At 67.3% G+C, this 25,654-nt stretch carries 25 protein-coding genes; 10 read left to right on the forward strand and 15 right to left on the reverse strand.

Annotated features, from left to right (window positions below; genetic code table 11):
• Both ACYQ6W_RS18545 and rbsK read left to right on the forward strand, forming a co-directional pair.
• A complete protein-coding gene (locus ACYQ6W_RS18545; RefSeq protein WP_459677410.1) occupies positions 1 to 465 on the forward strand; it encodes a peroxiredoxin in 465 nt (154 codons plus the stop codon).
• A gap of 11 nt (positions 466 to 476) precedes the next feature.
• Positions 477 to 1,391: a ribokinase gene (gene rbsK / locus ACYQ6W_RS18550; protein WP_459677412.1), complete on the forward strand. Its 915-nt coding sequence runs from the start codon at positions 477 to 479 to the stop codon at positions 1,389 to 1,391.
• Between the two features lie 187 nt (positions 1,392 to 1,578).
• On the opposite strand, the gene ACYQ6W_RS18555 is transcribed toward rbsK, so the two are convergent.
• The 7 genes from ACYQ6W_RS18555 to ACYQ6W_RS18585 form a co-directional block, all read right to left on the reverse strand.
• Positions 1,579 to 3,195: an inorganic phosphate transporter gene (locus ACYQ6W_RS18555; RefSeq protein ID WP_459677414.1), complete on the reverse strand. Its 1,617-nt coding sequence runs from the start codon at positions 3,193 to 3,195 to the stop codon at positions 1,579 to 1,581.
• A 99-nt stretch (positions 3,196 to 3,294) separates the two neighbouring features.
• Positions 3,295 to 3,888, reverse strand: coding sequence for a MerR family transcriptional regulator (locus ACYQ6W_RS18560; RefSeq protein WP_459677415.1), 594 nt, complete (start codon positions 3,886 to 3,888; stop codon positions 3,295 to 3,297).
• Positions 3,885 to 4,199: an integration host factor subunit alpha gene (locus ACYQ6W_RS18565; protein ID WP_459677417.1), complete on the reverse strand. Its 315-nt coding sequence runs from the start codon at positions 4,197 to 4,199 to the stop codon at positions 3,885 to 3,887. Before ACYQ6W_RS18565 ends, ACYQ6W_RS18560 begins: the two co-directional genes overlap by 4 nt.
• A gap of 96 nt (positions 4,200 to 4,295) precedes the next feature.
• Positions 4,296 to 5,282, reverse strand: a complete 987-nt coding sequence (locus tag ACYQ6W_RS18570; protein WP_459677418.1) for a beta-ketoacyl-ACP synthase III — start codon at positions 5,280 to 5,282, stop codon at positions 4,296 to 4,298.
• Positions 5,283 to 5,288: 6 nt separating this feature from the next.
• Positions 5,289 to 6,392 (reverse strand): phosphate acyltransferase PlsX, encoded by a 1,104-nt coding sequence (gene plsX, locus ACYQ6W_RS18575; protein ID WP_459677419.1) that lies wholly within the window; start codon positions 6,390 to 6,392, stop codon positions 5,289 to 5,291.
• Positions 6,393 to 6,444: 52 nt separating this feature from the next.
• Positions 6,445 to 6,648: a 50S ribosomal protein L32 gene (gene rpmF, locus ACYQ6W_RS18580; protein ID WP_459677421.1), complete on the reverse strand. Its 204-nt coding sequence runs from the start codon at positions 6,646 to 6,648 to the stop codon at positions 6,445 to 6,447.
• A 164-nt stretch (positions 6,649 to 6,812) separates the two neighbouring features.
• Positions 6,813 to 7,322, reverse strand: a complete 510-nt coding sequence (locus tag ACYQ6W_RS18585) for a YceD family protein (protein ID WP_459677423.1) — start codon at positions 7,320 to 7,322, stop codon at positions 6,813 to 6,815.
• Positions 7,323 to 7,551: 229 nt separating this feature from the next.
• On the opposite strand from ACYQ6W_RS18585, the gene ACYQ6W_RS18590 reads away from it, so the two are divergent.
• From ACYQ6W_RS18590 to ACYQ6W_RS18610, 5 genes are all read left to right on the forward strand, one after another.
• On the forward strand, positions 7,552 to 8,070 hold the full coding sequence (locus tag ACYQ6W_RS18590; protein ID WP_459677425.1) for an outer membrane protein assembly factor BamE: 519 nt from the start codon (positions 7,552 to 7,554) through the stop codon (positions 8,068 to 8,070).
• A 328-nt stretch (positions 8,071 to 8,398) separates the two neighbouring features.
• Positions 8,399 to 10,051, forward strand: a complete 1,653-nt coding sequence (locus tag ACYQ6W_RS18595; protein ID WP_459677426.1) for a glycosyltransferase — start codon at positions 8,399 to 8,401, stop codon at positions 10,049 to 10,051.
• Complete coding sequence (locus ACYQ6W_RS18600) at positions 10,044 to 10,745, forward strand: hypothetical protein (RefSeq protein WP_459677428.1); 702 nt, start codon at positions 10,044 to 10,046, stop codon at positions 10,743 to 10,745. Before ACYQ6W_RS18595 ends, ACYQ6W_RS18600 begins: the two co-directional genes overlap by 8 nt.
• A complete protein-coding gene (locus tag ACYQ6W_RS18605) occupies positions 10,738 to 11,823 on the forward strand; it encodes a glycosyltransferase family 2 protein (protein ID WP_459677430.1) in 1,086 nt (361 codons plus the stop codon). The genes ACYQ6W_RS18600 and ACYQ6W_RS18605 overlap by 8 nt, the downstream gene beginning before the upstream one ends.
• Positions 11,820 to 13,187 (forward strand): hypothetical protein, encoded by a 1,368-nt coding sequence (locus ACYQ6W_RS18610; RefSeq protein ID WP_459677431.1) that lies wholly within the window; start codon positions 11,820 to 11,822, stop codon positions 13,185 to 13,187. Before ACYQ6W_RS18605 ends, ACYQ6W_RS18610 begins: the two co-directional genes overlap by 4 nt.
• 23 nt (positions 13,188 to 13,210) lie before the next feature.
• Here the strand turns inward: ACYQ6W_RS18610 and ACYQ6W_RS18615 are convergent, their stop codons facing one another.
• The 8 genes from ACYQ6W_RS18615 to glyA form a co-directional block, all read right to left on the reverse strand.
• Positions 13,211 to 15,532: a hypothetical protein gene (locus ACYQ6W_RS18615; RefSeq protein ID WP_459677432.1), complete on the reverse strand. Its 2,322-nt coding sequence runs from the start codon at positions 15,530 to 15,532 to the stop codon at positions 13,211 to 13,213.
• Positions 15,533 to 15,682: 150 nt separating this feature from the next.
• Complete coding sequence (thiL, locus tag ACYQ6W_RS18620; protein WP_459677433.1) at positions 15,683 to 16,654, reverse strand: thiamine-phosphate kinase; 972 nt, start codon at positions 16,652 to 16,654, stop codon at positions 15,683 to 15,685.
• A gap of 12 nt (positions 16,655 to 16,666) precedes the next feature.
• On the reverse strand, positions 16,667 to 17,200 hold the full coding sequence (gene nusB / locus ACYQ6W_RS18625; RefSeq protein ID WP_459677434.1) for a transcription antitermination factor NusB: 534 nt from the start codon (positions 17,198 to 17,200) through the stop codon (positions 16,667 to 16,669).
• Complete coding sequence (gene ribH, locus ACYQ6W_RS18630; protein ID WP_459677435.1) at positions 17,200 to 17,679, reverse strand: 6,7-dimethyl-8-ribityllumazine synthase; 480 nt, start codon at positions 17,677 to 17,679, stop codon at positions 17,200 to 17,202. Before ribH ends, nusB begins: the two co-directional genes overlap by 1 nt.
• Positions 17,676 to 18,830 carry a 3,4-dihydroxy-2-butanone-4-phosphate synthase gene (gene ribB / locus ACYQ6W_RS18635; protein WP_459677436.1) on the reverse strand — a complete coding sequence of 385 codons (1,155 nt, stop codon included), beginning with the start codon at positions 18,828 to 18,830 and terminating at the stop codon, positions 17,676 to 17,678. Before ribB ends, ribH begins: the two co-directional genes overlap by 4 nt.
• Positions 18,827 to 19,444 carry a riboflavin synthase gene (locus ACYQ6W_RS18640; RefSeq protein ID WP_459677438.1) on the reverse strand — a complete coding sequence of 206 codons (618 nt, stop codon included), beginning with the start codon at positions 19,442 to 19,444 and terminating at the stop codon, positions 18,827 to 18,829. Before ACYQ6W_RS18640 ends, ribB begins: the two co-directional genes overlap by 4 nt.
• A gap of 21 nt (positions 19,445 to 19,465) precedes the next feature.
• The gene (nrdR, locus tag ACYQ6W_RS18645) at positions 19,466 to 19,936 is read right to left on the reverse strand and encodes a transcriptional regulator NrdR (protein WP_459677439.1); all 471 of its coding nucleotides are present in this window, start codon (positions 19,934 to 19,936) and stop codon (positions 19,466 to 19,468) included.
• Between the two features lie 14 nt (positions 19,937 to 19,950).
• Positions 19,951 to 21,255, reverse strand: coding sequence for a serine hydroxymethyltransferase (gene glyA, locus ACYQ6W_RS18650; protein ID WP_459677441.1), 1,305 nt, complete (start codon positions 21,253 to 21,255; stop codon positions 19,951 to 19,953).
• Between the two features lie 178 nt (positions 21,256 to 21,433).
• Here glyA and hemB point away from each other — a divergent pair, with 178 nt between their 5' ends.
• The 3 genes from hemB (at position 21,434) to ACYQ6W_RS18665 (ending at position 25,577) form a co-directional block, all read left to right on the forward strand.
• Entirely contained in the window at positions 21,434 to 22,426 is a 993-nt protein-coding gene (gene hemB, locus ACYQ6W_RS18655; RefSeq protein WP_459677442.1) for a porphobilinogen synthase, read from the forward strand.
• A 66-nt stretch (positions 22,427 to 22,492) separates the two neighbouring features.
• Positions 22,493 to 23,242 carry a RadC family protein gene (gene radC / locus ACYQ6W_RS18660; RefSeq protein WP_459677444.1) on the forward strand — a complete coding sequence of 250 codons (750 nt, stop codon included), beginning with the start codon at positions 22,493 to 22,495 and terminating at the stop codon, positions 23,240 to 23,242.
• Between the two features lie 178 nt (positions 23,243 to 23,420).
• The gene (locus tag ACYQ6W_RS18665) at positions 23,421 to 25,577 is read left to right on the forward strand and encodes a putative bifunctional diguanylate cyclase/phosphodiesterase (RefSeq protein WP_459677445.1); all 2,157 of its coding nucleotides are present in this window, start codon (positions 23,421 to 23,423) and stop codon (positions 25,575 to 25,577) included.
• The last annotated feature ends 77 nt before the right edge of the window (positions 25,578 to 25,654 follow it).

The raw sequence follows: 25,654 nt of genomic DNA on the forward strand, positions 1-25,654 counted from the left end.
ATGAGCTTGAGCGAAGGCGACATCGCCCCCGATTTCTCCATGCCGGCCACCGGTGGCCGCACGGTCAGCCTGAAGGACTATGCCGGCAAGCCACTGGTTCTCTACTTCTACCCGAAGGCGGACACCTCCGGCTGCACCAAAGAGGCCTGCGCCTTCCAGGAAGCGCTGCCGCAGCTCGGCCATCTCGGGCTCGACGTCATCGGCGTCTCGCGTGACCCGATGAAGGCGCTCGAGAAATTCGCCGAGAAATACGGCCTCACCTTCCCGCTCGCTTCCGACGAAGGGGCCGTCACCGAGGCCTATGGCACCTGGGTCGAGAAGAGCATGTATGGCCGCAAATACATGGGCATCGAGCGCGCGACCTTCCTGATCGGCCGCGATGGCAAGCTTGCGAAGGTTTGGCACAAAGTGTCGGTCACCGGCCATGCGGCCGAGGTGCTCAAAGCCGCCCAGGCGCTCGGCTGAGGACGCGCTCGATGATCACCGTCATGGGCATCTTCGCCGCCGATCTCGTCTTCCACACGCCGAAGCTGCCTGCCTGGGGCGAGACTGTGATGGGCCGCAGCTTCGGCATCGGCCCCGGCGGCAAGGGGTCCAACCAGGCGATCGCCACCGCCCGGCTGGGCGCGCCGGTGGAATTCCTCGCCAAGATCGGGCGGGACGATTTCGGCGCCATGGCGCGCGGCATCTATGCGCGCGAAGGGGTCGGCACCCGCTTCCTGCATGAAAGCGCCGATCAGTCCACCGGCTCGGCCGCCATCATCATCGATGCCGAAGCCGGGGAGAACGCGATCATCGTCGTACCCGGCGCAGCGGCGGCGCTGACGACGGCGGAGATCGACGCGGCCGCTCCGGCCATCGGCGCCTCGGCCGTCTTCCTCACCCAGCTCGAAACCCCGCTGCCCCTCGCCGTGCATGCGCTGCGCGTGGCCCGTGCCGCGGGCGCGACGACGATCCTGAACCCGGCGCCGGCCGCGGCCCTCTCCGACGAAGTGCTGGGCCTGGTCGACATCCTGACGCCGAACGAAACCGAGGCCGCGATGCTCTCCGGCCTGCCGGTCACCAATCAGGCCGAGGCCGAAGCCGCCGCCGATGCGCTGATCGCGCGCGGCGCCGGCGCCGTCATCGTCACGCTCGGGGACAAGGGCGCGCTCTTGCGGAAGGATGGGCAGACCGTCCTGGCGCCCGTGGTCAAGGCGGGTCCGGTCGTCGACACGACGGGCGCCGGCGACAGCTTCAATGCCGGCATTGCGGTCGCCCTGTCGGAAGGCAAGAGGCTGCCGGAGGCGCTGACCTTCGCCTGCGCCGTCGCCGGGCTGAAGGTGACCAAGGCCGGGGCCGGGGCCGGCATGCCGATGCGCGCCGAGGTCGACGCGCTTCTGGCGGGATAGGCGGCCTCCCCGCTTCGATTGAAGCGCCTGAAAATCGTCATGCCCGGCCACCGAGCCGGGCATCTACCGGCCTGGGCGCCCGGACGGTGTTTGGGCGCCCACATGGGTGGGTCCCCGGGTCAAGCCCGGGGACGACGATTTTAAAAGCGATTCAATCAAGCCCTGAACCGTTTTAAGAGGCTTCTCGTCAAAGCAGGCTGCGGAACAGCCAGAAGAGCCCGCCGGAGAGGATGATCGCGACCGGCAGGGTCATCACCCAAGCGGAGAGCAGCCGTACGACCGTGCTGCGCTGCAGGCCGGAACCGTTGGCGAGCATGGTGCCGGCGACGCCGCTCGACAGGATGTGGGTGGTGGAGACCGGCAGGCCCCAGGCCTCCGCCATGCCGATGGTGCCGGCAGCGACGATTTCCGAGGAGGCGCCCTGGGCATAGGACAGATGGGTCTTGCCGATGCGCTCACCCACCGTCTGCACGATACGCTTCCAGCCGACCATGGTGCCGAGACCGAGGGCCACCGCGACCGAAACCTTCACCCAGACCGGGATGTAGCGGGTGCCGTGGTCCAGAAGGGCGCGGTAATGCTTCAGCGCCGTCCATTCCTCGGCGCTGAAGGCCGCCTTCTCCTTGATGAGCTTGGCGATCGCCGCATCGGTCAAATACATGTCGTTGCGGACGTTGTTGGCCTGCGCCGCCGGCACTGCGGACAGGGCGCCGTAGCTCTGCACCTGGCTGGCGATGGTATGGGCGAGGACGCCGAGCGAGCCATAGACCTGGGCATCCGAGACTTTGGCGCGGTTGAGCGCATCACCCACCCGCTGGCGCGCGACCTCGGCCGTCAGGCTCTTCGCCTCGGCCGCCGCATGGCTCTCGAAGACCTGGGCCGCATGCAGGCTGGTGGAGACGAAGGTCGGCGTGCTGTCCTGCGCCATGGTGCGGTTCAGCGCGAAGGCGGTGGGCGCGACGCCGATGAGGATGAGCATGATCAGGCCCATGCCCTTCTGACCGTCGTTGCCGCCATGGGCGAAGGACACGCTGGTGCAGGTGAGCATGAGAATGGCGCGGATCCAGAGCGGCGGCGGCTGGTTCCCCTTCGGCTCCTCGTAGAGCTTGTGGCTGCGGATGACCCGCTTCATCACGAGGAGCAGGAGGGCGGCCAGCACGAAACCCGCGACGGGCGAGAAGAGCAGCCCCTTGAGCACGCCGATGGCCGCCCCCCATTGCACCCCCGCGGCCGCATGGCCGGCCGGCGCCATCAGCTGATTGGCGATGCCGATGCCGAGCACCGAGCCGATCAGCGCATGGGAGGAGGAATTGGGGATGCCGAAATACCAGGTAGCGAGGTTCCAGGTGATGGCCGCCAGCAGCAGCGCGAAGATCATCGCGAAGCCGGCGCCGGAGCCTACGTTCAGCACCAGATCATTGGGCAGCAGGCTGACGATGCTGTAAGCGACGGCGCCCGATGAGGTCAGCACGCCCAGGAAGTTCCAGAGGCCGGACCAGATGACCGCCACCACCGGCGGCAGGCTATGGGTGTAGATGACGGTCGCCACCGCATTGGCCGTGTCGTGGAAGCCGTTCACGAACTCGAAGCCGAGCGCAATCAGCAGGGCGATACCGAGCAGGAGGAAGGCGCCGATCGCGAGCGGCGACTGGCCGGCGCGGTCCATGTCCGCGACGAGGCCGTAGACACCGTAGCCGAGGCCGCAGACCAGCAGCAGGATGAAAGCCGAAATCGTCGTCCATTGGCGGCCGCCGGAGGGCCGCGGACGATCGAGCGGAGAAACGCGGGTCGCTGAACTGGACATCGTTCTTTCCGGAAAATGGCCTTCCCGGCTAGCGGGCAGATCGTTTCATATCCAGGAAAGGTTTGATGACAGTCCGCCGCCCTGAGGCGGCGCCTGGCCTCAGCGGTCGAGCAGGGCGCGCAATTCTTCGAGACCGGAGAGCAGGTCCCCCATGGCGCGGCGCAGACGGGCCGCCTCCTGCTCGGCCGCGGAGGGACCGGCATTCGCCGGCAGCGGCGGCTGCGCGGCGGAGCGCGGGATGAAACGCAGCGGCAGACGGGGGGCGATCACCTCTGCACGACCCGGCGCGTCCGGTTCTTGATGCAGCAGCGCCTCGGCCTCGTTCTCCGCATCGCCCTCCTGATCGTCCTGGAGGGGCGGCGGAATGTCGTCGGCCAGCCGTCCGCCGCCTTCGCGCAGCAGGCGCTGCACGCCCTTGATGGTATAGCCCTGGGTATAGAGCAGGTGGGAGATCCGGCGCAGCAGGGCCACGTCGTCCGGCCGGTAGTAGCGGCGCCCGCCCCCACGCTTCAGCGGACGGACCTGCGCGAACTTGGTTTCCCAGAAGCGCAGCACGTGCTGCGGAATGTGAAGATCGTCCGCTACCTCACTGATCGTGCGGAAAGCGGTCGGCGCCTTCTTCAGCCGTGCGGGCGTGGAGGCCTCATCCTCCTCATGCGGCGCGGGGCCGCGGCTCAAGGGAAGAACGCTCATGCGTCGTCACCTTCCTCGTCCACGGCTTCGCCATTGACGACGCCCTTGAGCACCTGGCTCGGCCGGAAGACGAGCACGCGGCGCGGCAGGATCGGAACCTCCACGCCGGTCTTCGGATTACGGCCGATGCGGCGGCCTTTCTGGCGCACAGAAAAGGTGCCGAAACCACTGATTTTAACGGATTCCCCGGCTTCCAACGCGGCGGAGATACGCTCCAGCACCGCTTCCAGCAGGTCAGCCGACTCGTTCCGCGACAGGCCCACCTGTGCGTAGATCGTCTCGGCCAGCTGCGCGCGGGTCACGGTGCTCATGAGCCAACGGTAGCATCGCTGGCCGCTGAGTCAACGAATCCTTCATCCTCAAGGCTTTGGCGCGCGGATGTTTTCCGTGTGGCGAAGATGCGGCGATTAGAGCCTGACGAGCGCCGAGCCCCAAACCAGGCCGCCACCCAGCGCCTCCATCAGCACGAGCTGCCCGCGCTGGATGCGCCCGTCGCTCATCGCCTCGGCCAAAGCCAGGGGGATGGAGGCGGCAGAGGTATTGGCATGCCGGTCGACGGTGATCACCACCCGCTCCGGCGGCAGGCCGAGCTTGCGGCCCGTGCCCTCGATGATGCGGACATTGGCCTGGTGCGGCACCAGCCAGTCCACCGCTTCGCGCGACAGGCCGTTGGCGGCAAGCGCTTCGTCCACCGCTTCGGCCAGGCGCTGCACGGCATGGCGGAAGACTTCCCGCCCCTGCATGCGCAGCTTGCCCGGCAGCGGCAGGCCGGCGGCATCGGTGACGCCGACGGCGCCATCGACGTAGAGGATGTCGCCGAGCGTGCCCTGGGCGTGGATGTGGGTGGAGAGCACGCCCTGGGTCCCGTCCCCCTCTTCGGCCCGCAGGAAAACGGCGCCCGCGCCGTCCCCGAACAGCACGCAGGTGCCGCGATCGCCATAGTCGAGGATGCGAGAGAAGACCTCGGAGCCGATGACCAGCGCGCCGCGGGCGCGGCCGGCACGAATCATCTCGTCGGCGATGGACAGGGCGTAGATGAAGCCGGCGCAGGCGGCCGAGACGTCGAAGCCGAAGCCCCGCTCGATGCCGAGCGCTGCCTGCACGCGCACCGCGACCGAGGGGAAGGCCTGGTCCGGCGTGCTGGTGCCGACGATGATGCAGTCGACGTCGGCCGGGGTCGCCCCCGCCATCTCCAGGGCACGGCGCGCCGCCTGGGTCGCCATGAAGGTCGTCGTCTCCTGGCCTTCGGCGCGGTAGCGCTGGCCGATGCCGGTACGCTCCCGTATCCAGGCGTCCGAGGTATCGACGAGGGTCGCCATCTCGTCGTTGGTGACGACACGCCCGGGCAGGTAGCCGCCGGCGCCGGCGAGAACGGAACGAATCAGGCGTGTCATGGGCGGTTATTTCGCTTCTGCGAGCGGCGGGGTGAGGCCGGCCGGAAGGGCCGTCTGCGGCTCGGCCAGGCTCAGCCGCTCGCGCTCGGCGATCTTGCTCAGGCCTTCGGCGATACCGGCGGTGAAGCCCTGGCTCACCATGTTCATGGCAACGTCCACGGCATGGGCGAAGCCCAGCGCATCCGTGCCGCCGTGGGACTTTACGACGACGCCGTTGAGGCCGACCATCACGGCGCCGTTGTAGCGGCGCGGGTCGAGCCATTCACGCAGCCGGTCGAGGCCGGTGCGGGCGAGAAGATAGGCGAGCTTGGCCATCAGGCTGCTGGTGAAGACCTGGCGCAGCAGGCCGCCCATCAGCTTCAGCGCCCCCTCCCCGGTCTTCAGGGCCACGTTGCCGGTGAAGCCGTCGGTCACGATCACGTCCGTGGTGCCGGCCGCGATGTCATGCCCTTCGACGAAGCCCTGGAAGCGCGCGCCCATGTGGCTCGCCCGCAGCGTATCGGCGGCATGGCGCAGCCGGTCGTCGCCCTTCAGCTCCTCGGAGCCGACATTGAGCAGACCGATGGTGGGTTCCGGGATGCCGAGCACGGTGCGGGCGAACATCTCGCCCATCACTGCGAATTCCACGAGGTTGCGGGTGTCGCAGACGACGTTGGCGCCGAGATCGAGCATGACGACGTCGCCGCGCGCCGAAGGCACGGTCGCCGCCATGGCCGGCCGGTCGATACCGGCGAGCGTCTTGATCACGATCTTGGCGAGGGCGAGCAGCGCGCCGGAATTGCCGGCCGAGACCACGCCTGCCGCCTCGCCATTTGCCACGGCGTCGATCGCGAGGCGCATGGAGGATTGGCGCATCCGCAGCGCGACCGTTGGCTTCATGTCCCCGGTGACGATCTCGGCGGCATGGCGGACGGTGCAGACGGCGCGTGCGCGCGGATGGGCAGCGAGCAGCGGCTGGAGCCGCGCCTCGTCGCCCACCAAAAGAAAACGGCCGCCGGGATGCCGTTCGGCGGCCAGGGCAAGGCCCGCGACGACCATGCCCGGCGCGTCGTCCCCTCCCATGGCGTCAATGGCCAAGGCGAAGTGTTCGGTCTTGGCCACGTCGCTCATGCTGGTCGGGGAAGACAGGTCACCGGGCCGGGCCGATTGAGGCCGGGCCGCGTCAGGCGCGGACAGCACCCTTGAGCGCCTTGCCAGCGCCGACGACCTCACGGCCGTCATAATGGCCGCAATGGCTGCAGACGTGGTGGGGGCGCTTCAGCTCGCCGCAGTTGCCGCATTCGGCATAGCTCGGGGCGCTCAGCGCATGGTGGCTGCGGCGCATTCCACGGCGGGACGGCGAAGTCTTTCTCTTGGGAACGGCCATGGCCAGAACCCCTTTCGTGTTACGTGACTTGACCCATGGTCGCGAAGACCCGGCCAAACGATCTGTTGGCGTGAGGCGGCGCACTTACCAGAGTGCCCCCCCTGCGGCAAGCACGGCCGACACGGAGCTGACACAACTCTTTCATGCCCGCCGCTCGGGTCCCTTCAATTCGGCCGGGAGAGCTTCTTCAGCACGGCGAAGGGATTAGCCTCCTCCTCGACACTCTCCGTGAATTCCACGCCGGGTTTGCGCGGATAGGGTGCCAGCGCGAGGGCGTATTCCTCGACCACGGCCTCGCCGAGATCGAGCACGCCATCCGTGTAGACCACCTCGTCCGGGCCATCGTCATAGTCGAAGGGTGCCTCCAGCATCTCCTCCGGGCTCGGCTCGTGGTCCACGAATCGGATGGTGAAGTCGATATCCGTAGGCTCCGTGAAGTCGTCCAGCGAGACGACGCAGGTGCGCACCGCCCGGGCGTGCAGCCGGCCATGGGCGAGGAAGGCATTGCCGCTCTGGCGGGTGATGCGGAAGGTGGCGGAGAGGCTGACGAGTTCGGGCAAGCCGAGACGGGCGGCGACGGCCGCGCATTCCTCGGGCGTCGCCTCGATCTCGCGGGTGATTTCATTCCCGCCGATCTGCGCGGCCGGCAGGGGGCGGGAGAATTCAGCTTTCATGGCACGGCTCTTACGGCATGGCGCGCGGGCCGGCGCCTTCTGGGTGCGGCCCGACGCGCCGGATCGGAACAAGGAATACGTCATACCCCCATGCGGCACGAGTTGACAGCGGGTCGGGAGCATGAGACCCACCGCGCTTATGGCCGGGCTCCACGAGAGGCCGGCCGAACCGCCGGAAGGCCCACCGCGCCGGGGGCCTTGGGCGGAAAAGACGAAGGAATTGCGCCGCGTGTCTGAAACAGCTCCGCTGAGAACTTCGCTTGGAATGCGCCGCGCCGCGGCGATCGCCTGCCTGGTCATCGGCCTGCCGCTCGCCGGATGCAGCTTCTTCCAGGCCCAGTCGACCACGCGCGGCGACCCGATCGACAACGTGGCGATCAAGCAGCTCGTGCCCGGCACCACCACCCAGGCGGATGCGACGGCGCTGCTCGGCTCACCGACCACGGTCGAAACCTTCAACGACAATGCCTGGGTCTATATCAGCCAGATCACCCGTCCACAGGTCGGCCGCCTGCCGGCGGTGCTGGAGCAGCGCGTCGTCGTGCTGAACTTCAACCAGGGCGGCGTTCTGGAAAAGGTGAAGGTCTACGACAAGGCGGACGGCAAGAACGTCAGCATGGCGCCGGGCACCACCAAGTCCCCGGGCTCCTCCGCCTCCGTGCTGCAGCAGCTCTTCGGCAATATCGGCCGCTTCAACGGCGCGGGTTCGGACCAGAACTCCCTCGGCGGCGGCGCACCGGGCGGCTGATCGCCGCCCTCCACTCCTCCCTCACCTGCTCAACCTCCCCCTGCCCCCAGCTCGCCTCTCGCGGGGGACGCCGTTCACGCAGGCAGTGGCCGCGGCGCGGGGTCTCGCGCGATCGCCAGGTGTGCCTTTCGACCCTGCCAAAGACTTCTCTCATCCGAAACGATTTTCTAAAGATCGGGCAGCTGTCGTCGAAGTTGCAGGCAGGTTGAGGCCTTGCGCGAAAGCGGCGCCCTCTGTCATCGGATGCCGTTTGCGTGATGGACGCAGGGGCCTATGCGCAGTAATAGTTGTGCCGTAATCACTACTGATGCACTAGGATTAGTTTGGCATGCCCCTCGTCCAGACCGGCGCAGATCATGTCGAGCCGTTAGGGCCCGAAGCGCCGTCCCCGGCGACACCGGGCGAGACTTCGCAAGATTCGTTCCGGGAAGCCATCCTGAAGCGGGAGATTGCCCGCCTCACCCGCGAGCGCAATCGGCTGGCCGACACGGCAGACGCGCTGCGCGCCGAGCTCGCCCTGTTTCGCCCGAAAAAGGCCCCCATCCCCGCAGCACCGCTCGCGCCGGACAATCCTGAGCTTCTTCGACTGCAGCGCATCATCGCGGCCAAGGATGCGCTGATCCGCAGCTTGTTCGGTTCGACATCCTGGAAGCTAACGGCGCCGCTGCGCGCTCTATCGGCAGCCCTCGGCCGCGGCGCCACGCCGAGCCTGGAACAGGCCCTTGCGGCGACGCTCGCCGTCGACGAGACGAGCCCGGCGGCCGTCATCCCACCGCCCCCTGGCTCACCCGCAGCCGCCGATGCCCCCCTCCGCCTGGCGGCGAAGGTGCATGAGCCACCGAAGCGCCGCGGCCGCGGCGTCGTGCTCATCGTGGCCGACTACCTGCCTTTGTTCGACCAGCAGAGCGGCGGTCTGCGCCTCAAGACCCTGATGGGCCTGATCCTGGACCTCGGCTGGGAGGTCGTCTTCTGCTCCTTCCTTGGCGTCGAAGACCAGCCCGGCATTCTGGCGACGGCCGAGGGGCGCAAGCGCTACGAGACGGCGCTGCGCGCCATGGGCATCCGTGTTCTGGTCTATGGCCAGGAGGCGACGCGCGACTATCTCCGCCAGAACGGACGCGAGGTGCGGCATGCCTTGATCAGCGCACCCATCGTCGCGATCGACTTCATCCCGCTCGTGCGCCTGCATTGCCCCTGGGCCCGCATCCTCTACGACATGCTGGATTTCCACTATCTGCGCATGAGCCGCGAAGCGACGCTGGCCGGCGATCCCGCCCTGCAGGCGGCCGCGGATGAGACGCTGGCCATGGAGCGGGCCTGCATCGGCGGCGCCGATCTGACGCTCGCGGTGACGGCGGAGGAGAAGGCCGCCGTGCTGCCCCACGCGCCGAACGCGGTCGTCGAAGTTCTGCCCAATGTCTTCGACATGCCGACGGAGGAGGCACCTGGCCCCGAGGGCCGGCGTGACCTGCTCTTCGTCGGTGGTTTCTGGCACAAGCCGAACGGCGATGCCGTGCGCTGGTTCGTGCAGGAGATCTGGCCCCTGCTGCATCGGGAGATGCCTGATCTGGTCTTCCGCGTGGTCGGCGCGAATGCGGATGAGGACATCCTTGCCCTGCATGGGCAGCGAAACGTCGAAATCCTCGGCTTCGTGCCTGACCTCGCGCCGCTGCAGCGCCGCTCCCGCGTTTTCGTGGCGCCGCTTCGTTACGGGGCGGGGATGAAGGGCAAGGTGGGGCAGAGCCTGGCCCATGGCCTGCCGGTGGTCGCCACCCAGATTGGCGCCGAAGGCATGGCGCTGGAAGACGGCGTGCATCTTCTCGTGGCCGAGTCTCCCGCTGATTTCGCGGCGCAGGTGCTGCGTTTGCTGCGGGACGACGACCTCTGGCGCAGCCTTCAGCGCGAGGGCCGGGACCTGATCGCCCGCACACTCTCCGCGGATGTCGTCCGCAGCAAGCTGGACGCGCTGCTGCATGACTGAGGTCCTCGTCGCCGGCGTCTACCTCGCCGACCGGCCGAACACCGCGGCGCACATCGTCTACGAATGTGCGGGCGCGCGCCGGGTGCGAGCCACCCAGCGCTGGGTCGCTCTTGCGCCGAGCGGCACCGGCGACTGCGACCTGCCGGGCACGGTCGCCATTCAGCGGGAGCGGACCCCGAAATTCCTGCTGCTCAACGCGCTCACGACGGATGCCGCGCGCTTCGACTGGATCTTGCTGATGGATGACGACGTCGAATTGCCGCCGGGCTTCCTCGACCGTTTCATCGCCGTCGCCGAAGCCTGCGACTTCGCGCTCTGCCAGCCCGCCCGCACCGCCGACAGCTACATCGACCATCCGATCGTCATGGAGAATCCCGGTGTCTCCGCCCGGCGCACCCGTTTCGTGGAAATCGGCCCCGTCACCGCCATCCGGCGGGATGCGGCGGCGCTGATCCTGCCCGTGCCGGAAGACTGCGGTATGGGCTGGGGGCTCGACTATGTCTGGCCCCAGGTCATGGAAGAGGCCGGTCTCAAGATGGGGGTCGTGGATGCGACGCCCATCGCCCATCGCATGCGCCGGCAGGTGAGCGGCTACGGCTACGACGATGCGGCGCGCGCCATGTTCCTGCTGATGGCGCGCCACCGCCATCTGACCCGCGAGGACGCCTTCCAGGTGCTCGACGTCCATGTCTGACCGCAAGCCCCTGCCCACCGCGCCCGAGATTTCGGCGATTCTCACCACCTACAACCGGGCGCATCTGCTGCCGCAGGTCTTGGCGGGGCTCGAAGCGCAGACCCTCTCGCCCGACCGTTTCGAGATCGTCGTCGTCGACGACGGCTCGACGGACGAAACCCAGGCCGTGCTGCAGGCCTGGGAAGGCCGGCTGCCGATGCGCGTGCTGCGCCAGGCACAGAGCGGGCTCGCCGCCGCCAAGAACCTCGGCATCTTCGCCTGCCGCGCTCCCTTCATCGTCTTTCTGGACGATGACGACGTGGCGGGCCCGGATCTGCTCGTCGGCCATCTCGCCGCGCATCTGCGCTACCCGGATTTCAATCTGGCCGTCCTCGGCCATACCGATCTCGCCCCCGAGATCACGGACCTGCCGGTGATGCGGCACGTGACCGGAGCGGGCAGTCAGCTCTTCTCCTATGGCTGGATGCAGCCGGGGCAGATGCTGAGCTATCGCGAGTTCTGGGGCGGCCGCAGTTCCTGCAAGCGCGCGCTGCTCTTCGAACACGGGATCTTCAACCCCGTCTTCCGTTTCGGCTGTGAGGACATCGAGCTGGCTTGGCGCCTGTCGAAGGTGGGGCTGCGCGTGGTTTACGAACCCGTCGCACGCGCCACGATGATCCGGGGGTTGAGCTTTCGCGACTTCTGCAACCGGGCCCGCCGGCAGGGCCGCTCGCAATGGGTCTTCGCCAGCCTGCACCCCACGCCGGAGGTGCGGGACTATTGCGAGATCGACCGTGCCCTCGCCCTCTGGCCTCAGATGGCCGCGGATCTCGCTGGAGTGCTGCGCTGGGTCGAGGGGCTGGATGGGATGATGCAGGCGCGCGCTTTGTCTGCCGCCCCGCTTTCCGCCGCCACGCAGTCGGAGCTGGACGAGGCCTATGCCACCGCCTTCTTCCTGTGCCGGGCGCAGGGCATTGCAGAGGCGGCAGCCCTGCCCCTGCCCTTCACCCGTCCGGAAGACCTGCCGACCGAGCGGATGGATTTCCTCGACTGGGGCGTGGCGCCCCGTGCCGGAACGCGGGCGAGCGCCAGGGCGTGACCGAGAGACGCCGCGCGGAAGCCACGCTGTGGCTTTGCCTGATCGTGGCTTTGTTCGTGCAAGCCTATGCCGGCCTCGGGCTGCGCGGCCTCTATGCCGACGGCGCCTTCTTCGCGACCCATCTGGCGGCGGCCCGGGATTTCGTGATCATCCAGACGGGCCGCCCCTTCGCCGAGATGCTGACGCAATGGCCGGTGCTGGTGGCCATGCGGCTCGGCGCCACCGCCCCGCATGCCGTGGCCCTCGCCTTCAGCCTTGCGAGCAACCTCGTACCCGGCCTCCTCATCCTCGCCTGCCTGGCAGCCCTGGCGCCCGGGGACCGCGCCCTCTTCGTCCTGCCGGCCTTTGTCTATCTCGGTGGCATCCTCAGCGCCCAATTCGCGAGTGTGGGAGAAGGCCTGGCCGCAACCGCGTATCTCTGGCTGCTCTTGACCGCCGCCGTCAGCGGGCCCCTGACCCTAGGCCGCGGCCTGCTGCTGGCCGTGCTGGCTTTGGGATGCAGCGACCTGCATGAGGAGATGCTCTTTCTCTGCCCTGTCCTGCTCGCAGGGTGCACCCTGCGTGCGCGCCGGGAACGACAGCTGGCGGCTTGGCTGCCCCTCGGCGCCGTCGCCTTGTGTGCGGTCGCCGGCACTGTTGTAGGGATCACGCTTGCACTCCATCCTGTCGATCCGGGGGAGCGCAGCGACTTCATCCAAAGCTTCCTCAACCTCGAATGGCTCTATACACCCTGGGCGGGTGTCAATCTCGGCAGCGTGCTGACCTGCACGGCCACACTCTTTCTCCTGATTGCACTTCTGTGTCCGAGTTGGGGACGCCCCCTGCAACGGATCTTTCTACCGCTTTCACTGGGGACCGGACTCGCGGCTTTCGCCTTCCCAGCCCTGGTCGCGCCAGCGGCGCAATTCGCCGCCCGCAACAATGCGGCGCTTCTCTCCCTGCCCCTCGGCATCCTCTTTCTCGTAGCCAAAGCGCGGCCGCAGGTGCGATCGGCGCTGACCGCGCCGGCGGTTCTCGGACTTGTGGCGAGCCTCGGCCTCGGTGTCAGCCTGTGGCATCTGGCCGCGACGCGGGACTGGATCGTCTATCGGGATGTCGTCGCACAGGTGCTCGAGAATGCGCGGGGAATCGTCCCGTCCACTGCGGTCACGCAAGACAAGAGCGCTCGGGAGCAGCGCCTTCTCGAGAGCATGAGCTGGCCTTGGACGAATCCCGATCTCAGCATCGTCCTGCTGCCGCGCCGCCTGATCACGTCGATTCTCGCCAATCCGGCGCACCATGCCGGCTGGGAGCCTTATGATCTGAAGAACCCCGCCAGCCTGCCCGCCATCCCAGGTATCACGTACCGCTATCTTCTGCCTTGAGGTTCCAGCGATGGGAGACGGGGCTATAGGGTCCCGTCGTCTTTCGGCAACCTCCCGCCACCCGCGATAGCGGTAACGTTGTGCCACACCCAATCAGCCATTTTGCGGAAAGGCTCGAAGCGGAAGGTGACGACATGCGAACCTGGCGGGACGCATACGGCGCGAACCAGCAAGTCTCCTCTGTATAAAGGCGTGGGTTTGCCATCAATCGCACTGTGCCAGCCGTCCGTCGCCTGATCGGTGACCACGAACCATCCCCCGCCGCTGCCCGCCGAGACGGCGTATCGGCTCTCGTCGTTGCCTTCGGCAAGAAGTTCGAATGTGCTGACGCTCCCCGAGCAAGCACCGGCCACAAGCGATCGATCTGTTGGCGACAGCATGAGAGTCCGACGAAAATCTACGGTTGCTGCAAGGCTGTGGTCGCGTGACGAATCACCGGACCAGAAAGCCACATCCGTCGGCGTCAGGACGCGGGGAAGCGCTCGCGGATTATGCCAGGCGACCATGCCATCGCCATAGATGTCCGCCGTAAATCCCAGGGATTTCAGCGTCTTTGATACGTCCGTGAAGGGGAATGATATGACGTAACGGGCACCCATGAGGTTGAAGACAGGGCTGTCGTAAGATCGAGCCCAAGGAGTGAATGGACGCTCGGATTGACGTCCCTGAGAGGTGCCAAAGACCTGATCATAGCGCGAGTACACAAACGGATTGTACCCCTGCGTCGCTGATATTTTAAAAGCCGAGGGGGCGTTTGACCAATAGTAGTTGACAATATTCTGCTCAATGCGCGCGCTCGGCTGGCCCGGGATGGTCAAGGCGGCGCGCAAGGTTTCGGCCAAGCGCGAATGATCGGGGAAAATATCTGCAAAGCGCGGGTTTCCTGCATTTAGTGAACTGCCTGCCAAAGTATGCGTGCGAAGATCGGCAACCCACGCTAAGCACAGGGCAACGCAGAAAGGCGCCACCTGCCGTTGACGTGGCACGAGAGCAAACCCAAGGACTAAGCCAGCGACCGCGAGGGCGAGACAAAAATGCGTGGCGTTGAACGCGCTCCACACATAGGGCGACGGTCCGATCACCGAAATCAGCAGCAAGGCAGCCGCCACACAAAGAAACAAATAAGACGCCCGGCGACTGAGCATTGGGCTAAGCGCGTCGAAACCAACGGCTGAAAACAATGCTATGTACAGATTCAAGACGTAGAACGCATCGACAGGTCGGCGGAACAACCGCACGCCAGGGATGACGTCATAGTAGAGATGATAGACCGGCGTCGTCAGACCCAAGCCATAGAGGACGAGAAATGCTGCTTGGGTCAGGAGCAGAACGGCTGAGAGTTTCATGAGACGCGTGCTGCCCCAGCATGCACGACGCACGAGATGCCCGAGGCCGATCAGCACGAGCGGAACGGCCAGGATGCCCCCATAGATCGTGCCTTCGGACTTGCTGATCGTGCCACTGTAGTCGCCCCAGTCGCCGTGCCAGTATTCAGGGCGCAGCAGCGTCATGAAAAGGCGCCAAGGCGCGGAATCGTCCCGACTTGCCTCAATGGCAAGAGCCGCCCTCTGCGTTTCAGGCAGGAAGCTGAGCATGGCAACCACTTGCCAGCCGCAGATGAGAAGCGTGACGGTCGCGGCGACTACTAGACCGATTGCGAACCGCCCCATTCCATTACGGTCTGTCGCCAGACGGTAGACGAGACATACGAGAATTGTCTCAGCGAGCAGAACGAGGGCGATGTAGGTGTCCTGAAGCAGGTGAACACCAAGGACGCCCAGAAACACGCCGAAGAGCACACTGCGGCCAATCGATGGATTGGTCAGAAAGCGAACCGCGCCAAAGCCAACCCAAGGTAAGAAACCATAAGCAATCAGCAGCTGGGCATGCTGCAGCCGCGCAGTCACGCATCCACCGATCATGGCGATCAGACCAGCTATGATGGCAGCCGACAAGGACCGCCCCATCGCGCGGGACAGCAGAAACATGCCGACGCCAGCCAAGGCAAGATGCGCGATCAGAATGCGATCGAACAGGAGGGGGGTTGGCTGGTCAAATAGTGCCATCAGCCCCGTTGAAGACGGCGAGAAGGTCAGTGCCTGTGGATCGGCGATTTGAGGGTAACCGCTATAAACATAGGGATTCCACCAGGGCCATGCGCCATGATGGAGACTGCGCGCAGCAAAAAGCATCGTTGGATAGGCGAAATCAAAAGCGTCGTAAGGGACGATCACCCCACCGCTGAGCCATGGGTGAAAGGCGACGACCCAAAGCATGACCAGCAGGAGGAGGGCGCACACAGTCGCCCGTCGTTCCTCGAAATAGGATTGAAGTTTGGCAGCCATGTTCCGACCTCAGAACCACATCTGATTCGACAAGGCTTTAGACAATCGCCCGACATGGCACCAGCCGAAGGGCGTGCTTCGCAACGACTTTTTGACCACACCGATCGGCGCCACCCAAGGCGCCTCTCTGGCCCAGCCACCGACCCCGCCTCAGAAATGGCTCCAGCCGTGGCGGCCGATGGCCATCGGCGCCCCATCCTGCCCGAGCACGCGGACGGTGGCGGGGCCGCTCACGAAGCGTCCGATGCGGGTGAGCGACACGCCTTGGGCGCGGCAGGCCTCCGCCAGCGCCGCACCCTGGCCCTCGCCCTCGGGCACGGCGAGCAGCAACTCGTAATCGTCGCCACCGCCGAGGCGCGTCTCAAGCCAAGCGGGCCCCGCGGCCTGGGCCGCCGGCGAGGCCGGCACGGCGGCCGCGGCGATTTCCGCCCCGCAACCGCCCAGGCGACAGAGATGGCCGAGATCCTGCAGCAGCCCGTCCGACACGTCGATGGCTGCCGAGACACGGCCCGCGAGCGGCAGGGCGAGGCGCGGGCTCGGTACGCAATAGCGCCGGCGCAGGAAGCCCGTGGGGTCGGCGAGCTTGCCGAGCGAGACGGCGAGGCCGAGCGCGCCGTCGCCGATCGTGCCCGTCACCCAGATCTCGTCACCCGGCTTCGCCCCCCGGCGGCGCACCGCCTGTCCAGGCGCCACATGGCCGATGATGGTGAGGGAGAGCGTTACCGGCCCTGGCGTGCTGGTGGTGTCTCCGCCGAGGAGGGAGAGGCCGAATTCCGCCTGGTCGGCAGCAAGCCCGGCCGCGAAACCCGCGAACCAGGCATCCGGCGTGCCGGTGGGGGCCGAGACCGCGAGCAGATAGCCGAGCGGCGCGGCCCCCATGGCCGCGAGATCGGAGAGGTTGACGCGCAGCAGCTTCTGCCCGACGCCCTCCGCCGGATCATCCGGCAGGTAGTGGACGCCGGCGACCATCGTATCCGCCGCCATGACGAGGGCGCGGCCGGCGGGCGGCGTCAGCACCGCCGCATCATCCTCGAGGGCGAGCGCGGCCTCCCCCGCCAGAGGCCGGAAATGCCGGCCGATGAGATCGAATTCGGGCGGCAGAACCCCCGGCGCCGCAGCCATGGCCGGCGGCCCTCAGGGCGTGGTGGCGCTGGCGGCGGAGGCGCCGTCGAACTCACCCGGGCGCACGCGGCGGGCGAGCGCATCGAGCAGGCCATTGACCATGCGCGGCTCGTCCCCGGTGAAGAAGCCGTGGGCAACGTCAAGATATTCGTTGATGACGACGCGGGACGGCGGCCCATCGGCCATGGCGAGTTCCGCGACGGCCGCGCGCAGCAAAGCGCGCAGCACCGGGTCGAGCCGGTCAAAGGGCCATTCGGCGGGCAGGCTTTCGGCGATCATCGGATCGAGCCGGTCCTGCTCGCGGGCGGCGAGGCGGACGATGGCGCCGAAGAGCGGGACATGCGCATCGGCGACACGGCCCTCCTCGAAACCGCCGGTGCCGGCATTCTTGCCGAGGCGGTGACGGGTGAACTGCTCGATGACGGTCTCGGCGCTTTCCTCGGCCTGCTCGCTCTGGAACAGCGCCTGCACGGCGGCGACGCGGGCGCCGGTGCGCGGACGGCCCTGCGCTTTCGGCGGCTTGGCCGCTTTCGGGGCGTCGCTCATCAGATGCGCCCCAGATGCCGCTGCAGCGCGATCTGCTTGAGCATGGCAATGGCGGCTTCCGCGCCCTTGTTGTGCTCGGCGCCCGAGCGAGCGACCGCCTGATCGATGGTATCGACCGTCAGCAGCGCGGTGCCGAGGCAGAGCTTGTGGTCGAGCGCCACCTTCATGATGCCGTCCATCGAGGACCGGCAGATGAAGTCGTAATGGTCGGTCTCGCCCTTCACGACGCAGCCAATGACGACGAAGCCGTCGAAGGGCCGGTCGGTCGCGGAAGCGATGCAAAGCGCCTGGGGCAGTTCGTAGGCGCCGGCGACCTCCACCACCTCGTGCTCGGCCTCCACCTGGTCCAGCACGGCGATGGCGCCGCGCGTCATGCCTTCCACGACATCGCGGTAATAGGGCGCGGTGATGATAAGGACGGAAGGCGGCGCCCCTTCGAGTTCCGGGACGTCGCCCAGAATGGCGTCGGCGGTGCTCATAGGCCGGTCTCCGCCCCGAGGTCGGCCGCATCGCCCGGATGCTCCGCAAAGGGCTGCTGGTCCACAATGTTGAGGCCAAAGCCTTCGAGCGCAATCAGGCTGCGCGGATGGTTGGTGAGCAGGATCATATCTTTCACGCCAAGATCGATGAGGATCTGCGCGCCGATGCCGTATTGGCGCAGCACGTTGTCCTCGGCACGGGCGGCCTCGTTGAGGCCAAGCTTGCGGGCGACGGCGCCCGGCTGGTTGTCGCGCAGGAGCACGATGACACCGCGGCCGGCTTCCGCGATGATGCGGGAGGAGGCGCCGAGTGCCTGACGGCCCGAGCCCAGCAGATCCGTCACCGGATCGACGCTGTGGACGCGCACCAGCACCGGCTTCGGGCCGGTGAGGTCGCCCTTGACCAGGGCCAGGTGCTCGGTCTGGGTCAGCCGGTCCTCGAAGACCTTCACCGCCCAGTCCCCGCCCTCGAGATCACCCAGCCAGGTCTCGAAGGACCGGTTCACCAGCTTCTCGGTCCGGCGGCGATACTGGATGAGGTCGGCGATGGTACCGAGCTTGAGGTTGTGCCGCTGCGCGAAAGCGATGAGTTCCGGCAGCCGCGCCATGGTGCCGTCCTCATTCATCACCTCGCAGATGACGCCCGAGGGGTTGAGGCCGGCGAGGCGCGAGATGTCGACCGCGGCTTCGGTGTGGCCAGCCCGCACCAGCGAGCCACCGTCGCGCGCCGCGAGCGGAAAGATGTGCCCGGGCGTCGCGATCTCGTCCCGCGGGTTTTCGGAATTGATGGCAACCGCGACGGTGCGGGCGCGATCCGCAGCCGAGATGCCGGTGGAGATACCATGCCGCGCCTCGATCGAGACGGTGAAGGCCGAGGCATGGCGGGAGCGGTTATGCGCGCTCATCAGCGACAGGCCGAGCTGCTGCACCCGCTGCGTCGTCATGGCGAGGCAGATCAGGCCGCGCGCATGGCGGGCCATGAAATTGATCGCCTCCGTCGTCGCGAACTGCGCGGGGATGACGAGATCCCCCTCGTTCTCGCGGTCCTCGTCGTCCACCAGAATGAACATCCGGCCGGCGCGGGCCTCTTCGATGATCTCGGCGGTGGGCGAGATGTATTCGTGAAGGGACAGGGTTTTCATCATCGTCACAGGTCACGCTCCGCGAGCCGCGCGACGTAGCGCGCCAGCATGTCGATCTCCAGATTGACCACATCGCCCACGGCGAGGGTGCCGAAGGTCGTCTCCTCGGCGGTGTGGGGAATGATGTTCACGCCGAACACATCACCCTCCACCTCGTTCACCGTCAAGGAAACACCGTCGATGGCGATGCTGCCCTTCTTCGCGATGAAAAAGGCGAGATCGCGCGGCGCCCGGAAGGTCCAGCGGGTGGAGCCGTTCTCCATGGTCTTGGAGAGCACGGTGCCGAGCCCGTCGACATGGCCAGAGACGATGTGGCCGCCGAGTTCGTCCCCCATCTTCAGCGCGCGTTCCAGGTTGATGCGCCGGCCGGGGGCCCAGGTGCCGAGCGATGTCTTGGACAAAGTCTCGGCCGAGACTTCGACGAGGAAGGAGCCCCCGTCCTTCTCTACGACCGTGAGGCAGCAGCCGGAGCAGCAGATGGAGGCGCCGATCAGGACGCCGGGCAGGCCCGCCCATTCGGCCTTGTGCTGCGGCACGGCGATGCGCAGCCGCATGTCGGCGCCGCCGCCAATCGGTTGCACCTCGGCGACGGTGCCGATGCCGGAAATGATCCCTGTGAACATTCTGCCTCTCAGGCCCGGCCCTTAAGGGGCTTCGGACTCCAGCTTGTCGCCCAGCTGGTCCAGGAACTGCTCGAAATCGCGCGCCTCACGGAAATCGCGATAGACGCTCGCGAAGCGGACATAGGCGACATCGTCCACTTCCTTCAACGTCTCCATCACCAGCTCGCCGATCTGCTTGCTGGGCACGTCGCTGTCGCCGCTCGATTCGAGCTTGCGCACGATGGAGTTGACGATGCGCTCCACCCGCTCCTCCTGCACCGGCCGCTTGCGTAGCGCGATGCGGATGGACCGGGCGAGCTTGTCCCGGTCGAAAGGCACCCGCCGCTGGTCCGATTTCACGACGACGAGTTCGCGCAGCTGCACCCGTTCGATGGTCGTGAAACGCTGGCTGCAGGCGCTGCAAAAGCGCCGCCTGCGGATCGCCGTCCCATCTTCGCTGGGACGGCTGTCCTTTACCTGAGCGTCGTCATGACCGCAGAAGGGGCAGCGCATTCAGGCGCGGTCTTTCAGCTGGCGTAGATCGGGAAGCGCGCGCAGAGCGCCTGGACCCGACGGCCGACTTCCTGCTCGACGAGCGCGTTGCCGCCCTCTTCGTTCGAGCCGGCAAGGCCGGTCAGCACCTCGTCGATCATCTCGCCGATCTGGCGGAACTCCACCGTGCCGAAGCCGCGCGTGGTGCCGGCGGGCGTGCCGAGGCGGATGCCCGAGGTGATGGCCGGCTTCTCGGGGTCGAAGGGGATGGCGTTCTTGTTCGCCGTCATGTGGGCGCGCTCCAGACTCGCTTCCGCGACCTTGCCCGTCACCCGCTTCGGCCGGAGATCGACCAGCAGGAGATGCGTGTCGGTGCCGCCGGTCACGATGTCGAAGCCGCGCGCCACCAAGGTCTCGGCCAGCACCTTGGCATTGTCGGCCACCTGCTTGGCGTAGAGCTTGAAGTCCGGGCGCAGCGCCTCGCCGAAGGCGACGGCCTTGGCGGCGATCACGTGCATCAGCGGGCCGCCCTGCAGCCCTGGGAACATCGCCGAGTTGATCTTCTTCGCGAGTTCCGCGTCGTTCGTCAGGATCATGCCGCCGCGCGGGCCGCGGAGCGTCTTGTGCGTCGTCGTCGTCGCGATATGGGCATGCGGGAAGGGGCTCGGATGCACGCCACCCGCGACGAGACCGGCGAAATGCGCCATGTCCACCATGAAGATCGCGCCCACCTCGTCCGCCACCTTCCGGATGCGGGCGAAATCGATGACGCGGGGATAGGCGGAGCCGCCGGCGATGATCAGCTTGGGCTTGTGGGTGCGCGCCTTCTCCTCCAGCTCCTCGTAATCGAGCAGCCCGTCTTCCTTCCGCACGCCATATTGCACGGCGTTGAACCACTTGCCGGACATGTTGGGCGCGGCGCCGTGGCTGAGATGGCCGCCGGCCGCCAGGCTCATCCCGAGGAAGGTATCGCCCGGCTGCAGCAGGGCGAGCATGACGCCGCCATTGGCCTGGGCGCCGGAATGCGGCTGGACATTGGCAAACTCGCAGCCGAAGAGCTGCTTCGCGCGGCTGATCGCCAGCTCCTCGGCGATGTCCACCGCATAGCAGCCGCCGTAATAGCGGCGGCCGGGATAGCCTTCGGCGTATTTGTTGGTGAGCACGGAGCCCTGCGCCTCAAGCACGGCGCGGGAGACGATGTTCTCGCTCGCGATCAGCTCGATACCGTCCTGCTGTCGACCGAGTTCCTTACGGAGAGCGGCGGCGAGTTCCGGATCGGTTTCCTCGACGGGGGCGGAGAAGAACCGCGCAAGGCTGGCGGCGGGCGTCTGCTCGTTCATAGGGCTCAAGGTTCCTAGTTCGGACGGTCCCGGCCGAGATGACGTCGAATCAGCCGGGCACGCCTTGTAACATGGGCGTGACGCGAGCGTGAACCGCCGCCTTCCCAAAGCTGGGTTGCCTGTCATGATGGGAGCGGGAGCCGTAAGAAGGCGCCGTGACCCGCGGAGGTTCTTGCTCATGACCGACAGCCGTTTCCCCCAAACCCGTCTGCGCCGCAATCGCCACGACGCCTGGACGCGCCGGCTGGTGGCCGAGAACCGGCTGTCCGTGGACGACCTGATCTGGCCGATCTTCCTGCGCGAAGGCAGCGGCGATGCGACGGAGGTCGCTTCCATGCCCGGCCAGTTCCGCGTGACTCTGGAGGGGCTGCCCCGCCACGTCGAAGAGGCGGCCAGGCTCGGCATTCCGGCGATCGCCCTCTTCCCGGCGACACCGTCCGACAAGAAGGACGCGGAAGCGACGGAAGCGACCAACCCCGAGAACCTCATCTGCTCCGCCGCCCGCATTCTCAAGCGCGAGTTCCCCGACATCGGGCTGATCGGGGACGTGGCGCTCGACCCCTATACCGACCATGGCCATGATGGCGTCATCCGCAACGGCTACGTCGCCAATGACGAGAGCCTGGCCGTCCTCACCGCCCAGGCACGGGTGCAGGCGGAATCCGGGATCGACGTCATCGCGCCCTCCGACATGATGGACGGGCGCGTCGGCGCGATCCGCGAAACGCTGGACGGCGCCGGCTTCATCCACACCCGGATCATGAGCTACGCCGCGAAGTATGCGAGCGCCTTCTACGGCCCCTTCCGCGACGCGCTGGGCTCCTCCGCCTCGCTCAAAGGCGACAAGAAGACCTATCAGATGGACCCGGCCAATTCGGAAGAGGCGCTGCGCGAGGTCGCCATGGACATCGCCGAGGGCGCCGACATGATCATGGTCAAGCCCGGCATGCCCTATCTCGACATCATCCGCCGCGTGCGCGACCGTTTCGAAGTGCCGACCTTCGCCTATCAGGTGTCGGGCGAATACGCGATGATCATGGCGGCGGCGCAAAACGGCTGGCTGGACGAGACGCGGGCGATGATGGAGAGCCTGCTGGCTTTCAAGCGCGCGGGATGCCGCGGCGTGCTTACCTATTTCGCGCCCGCTGCCGCCCGCCTGCTGAACGGATAATCTGACTTTTTGTTATTATATCGAAACAACTAGTTTTGCCATTCCTGCCGTGCCAGACTGTTCGGGATGGCCAAACAACTTCCTTCCTCCGGCGCCGCCACGCTCTTTTCCGAGCTGCCGCCGCCTCCGCCCGCCCTCCGGCACGATGCAGGGGTGGACGGCCACCGCGCCCGCATGCGGGACCGTCTTCTGCGGGCGGGGCCGGATGCTCTGAACGACCACGAAATCCTGGAGATGGTGCTGTTCCTGGCGCTGCCGCGGCGGGACACCAAGCCGATTTCGCGCAGCCTGCTTATCCGTTTCCGCAGCTTCGCCAGCGCCATTTCGGCCTCTCCCCAGGAGTTGCGGGAGATCGACGGCCTCGGCGAGGCCGGCATCGCGGCGCTCAAGACGATCCAGGCGGCGGCACTGCGGCTGAGCCGGGCCGAGATCATGGACCAGCCGGTGCTGACCAATTGGCAGCGCGTCATCGACTATCTGACGGCGGTGCTCGCGCGCGAGAAGATCGAGCATTTCCGCGTCCTCTATCTCGACAGCCGCAACCGGCTGATCGCCGACGAGGAACAGGGACGCGGCACGGTGAATGCGACGCCGGTCTACCCGCGGGAGGTCGTGCGCCGTGCCCTGGAGCTGAGCGCCACCGCGATGATCCTCGTCCACAACCACCCGAGCGGGGACCCGACGCCCTCGCACCAGGACATCGAGATGACGCGCGCGCTGCGCGCCGCCGCCGAGCCGCTGTCCCTGCTGCTGCATGACCATGTGATCATCGGCAACGGGCGATGGATCAGCCTCATCCGCGAGGGTCTGGTCTAGCTCCCTCTGCCAGCGGGGCTCACGAAAACGTGGCCCCTCAGGGCAGGTCTTCCCGAAAGTCGCCTCAAATGGGGCCAGACGGCGGCATCCGATCCCGCCGATAGTCAGCCGACCGCGCCCGCTCGATCCGATGCGATGCTGTCCGGCGGTTCGGCATTCCTTCGTTACGGTGACGCACGTGTTTTTCGGTCGGTCTCAGCACGCTCGCTCGGCAGACCATCGGCTTGCCACCGCGCTGTCGGTCGGCGCGTCCGGCGCCTTGGGCCCCGCCTTCCTCGCGATCATCCTGCTGGCCCCCCTGCTGTGCGCGGCCCTGCCCGACCTCGATTCCGCTCATCGCCTGAGCCTGGACTGGCTGCTGTCCCCATCCGCCATGCTGGCCGGCACTGCCCTGCTACTCATCACCCTCGGGGCCGGCACCGGACTGTCCCGCCGGGACTCCTGGCGCCGAATGGCCTTGGCCATCACCTTGCTCGGCACGCTGCTCCTTCTGGGCGGCACCCTGCTGCCGTCGCTTGCCCCCACTGTCGCGCTGCGGCTCGGTCTCTCTCAGCCGGCGCTCGCTCCGCTCGCCTGCGCCGCCTTCCTGCTGCTCGGCCTCGGCCAGACCGCCGTGCTGCGGGAGCGGCCGCGCCTCGGGCGCCTTCTGCTGGCGGTCGCCGCCGGCCTCTTCCTGGTACAGCCGCTGCTCCGGCTGCAGAGCCTGCCCGGGCCGAGCCCGGGCGGCATGCTTCTCGGCACGGTCGGCCTCTGCCTGACCATCGCCATCCTGCTCGCGAGCGCCGGGACTGGGCCCGGCCAGAGCCGCGGCGCCAGCCTTCCCGCGCCCAGCCGCACCATCGAACGGCTGCTGATCGCCTCCGCCCTCGGCATTCCCCTGCTGTCGGGGCTCTTGGGCTCTCTGCTCGGCCATGCGCGGGAGGTCGTGCTGCTTTCCGAAGGGCTCCTCGCCCTCGCCTGGACGGCCATCGTCATCGTTCATGCCACTAATACGCCCGCATTCGAGGGCGCCGCCTGGGCCCGCGGCACCGACCGGCTGACCGGGCTCTACAACCGCAACACCATGGATGGCCTCATCACCCTCCTGGAACAGCGGCCGGAGCGCGCGGCGATCGTGATGATCGACCTCGACCGCTTCCGCTCGGCCAACCACACCCTCGGCCACAAGGACGCCGATGCGGTGCTGCAGGAGGTGGCACGCCGGCTGCAGGAGATCGCGGGCCGGGCGCAGCAGCACGTGGTGCGCACCGGCGGGGACGAATTCGCCATCTTCTGCCGCGACATCGGCTCCGCCGAGGCGGTGAGCCTGGCCGAGCGCCTGCTGGCTGCCGTCGCCCGGCCCTTCGAGATCAGCGCCGGCCGCAGCTTCCACGTCACCGCCAGCATCGGCCTGGCCCATGGCCAGACGGAAGGGCTGACCGATCTGCGCGATGCGGCGGACGAAGCCCTCTTCTTCGCTAAACAGCAGGGCGGCAACCAGGCCGTGCTCTTCACCCTGCCGCTGCACCACGTGCAAATCGAACGGGCGGGGCTGGAGCAGGATCTGCACCGCGCCTTCCGCAGCGACAGCGAGCTGTTCCTCGTCTACCAACCCATCATCAGCCTGCGCGACAACAGCCTGGTCGCGATCGAGGCGCTGGCGCGCTGGCAGCACCCGCAGGCGGGGCTCGTACCGCCGGGCCGCTTCGTCGGCATCGCCGAAGCCGCCGGCATGGGCCTCGGTCTCGGCGCCAAGGTGCGCGAGATGGCGGTCTCCCAGGTCGCCGCCTGGCGCGACCGCGGCATGGCGCCGCTGCCCGTCGTCAACCTCAACGTCTCGCCGCAGGAACTGTCGCGCGCGGACGTGCCGGCCGATCTCGGGGCGCTCGTCGACCGCTACGGCCTCGACCGCGCCGGCTTCTGCATCGAGGTGACGGAGGGCACCTTCACCGACGGCCACGCCCTGTCGACGCTGCGCGCTGCGCGGGAGGCGGGCTTCAAGGTCGCCATGGACGATTTCGGCACGGGCTATTCCTCGCTGGCGCAATTGCCGCGCCTGCCGCTGACCTCGCTGAAGCTCGACCGCAGCTTTCTCGACCAGGCGATGGCGGGCGAAGACGGCATCAGCCTCTTCGCCACCATCGTGCAGCTGGCCCATGTCCTCAACCTGCCGGTGGTCGCCGAAGGCGTGGAGACGCCGCAGGAACTGGCCGTCGCCTCCGACTGCGGCTGCGACTTCGTGCAGGGCTTCTTCTTCGCGCGCCCCCTTTCCGCCGCCCAGTTCGAGACCAGCCTGCAGATCGGCGGGACGCCCGGAACCGCCCGGCTTTCCTGGCTGCAGCGCCAGCCGAGCTGAGCGGCCGCACCGCCGGCGCGCCGATTGACGCTCAGCCATGCAGCCTCGTAGGCTCTGCCATCCATACCAGGAGCGCG

The organism is Acidisoma sp. 7E03, assembly GCF_054665075.1.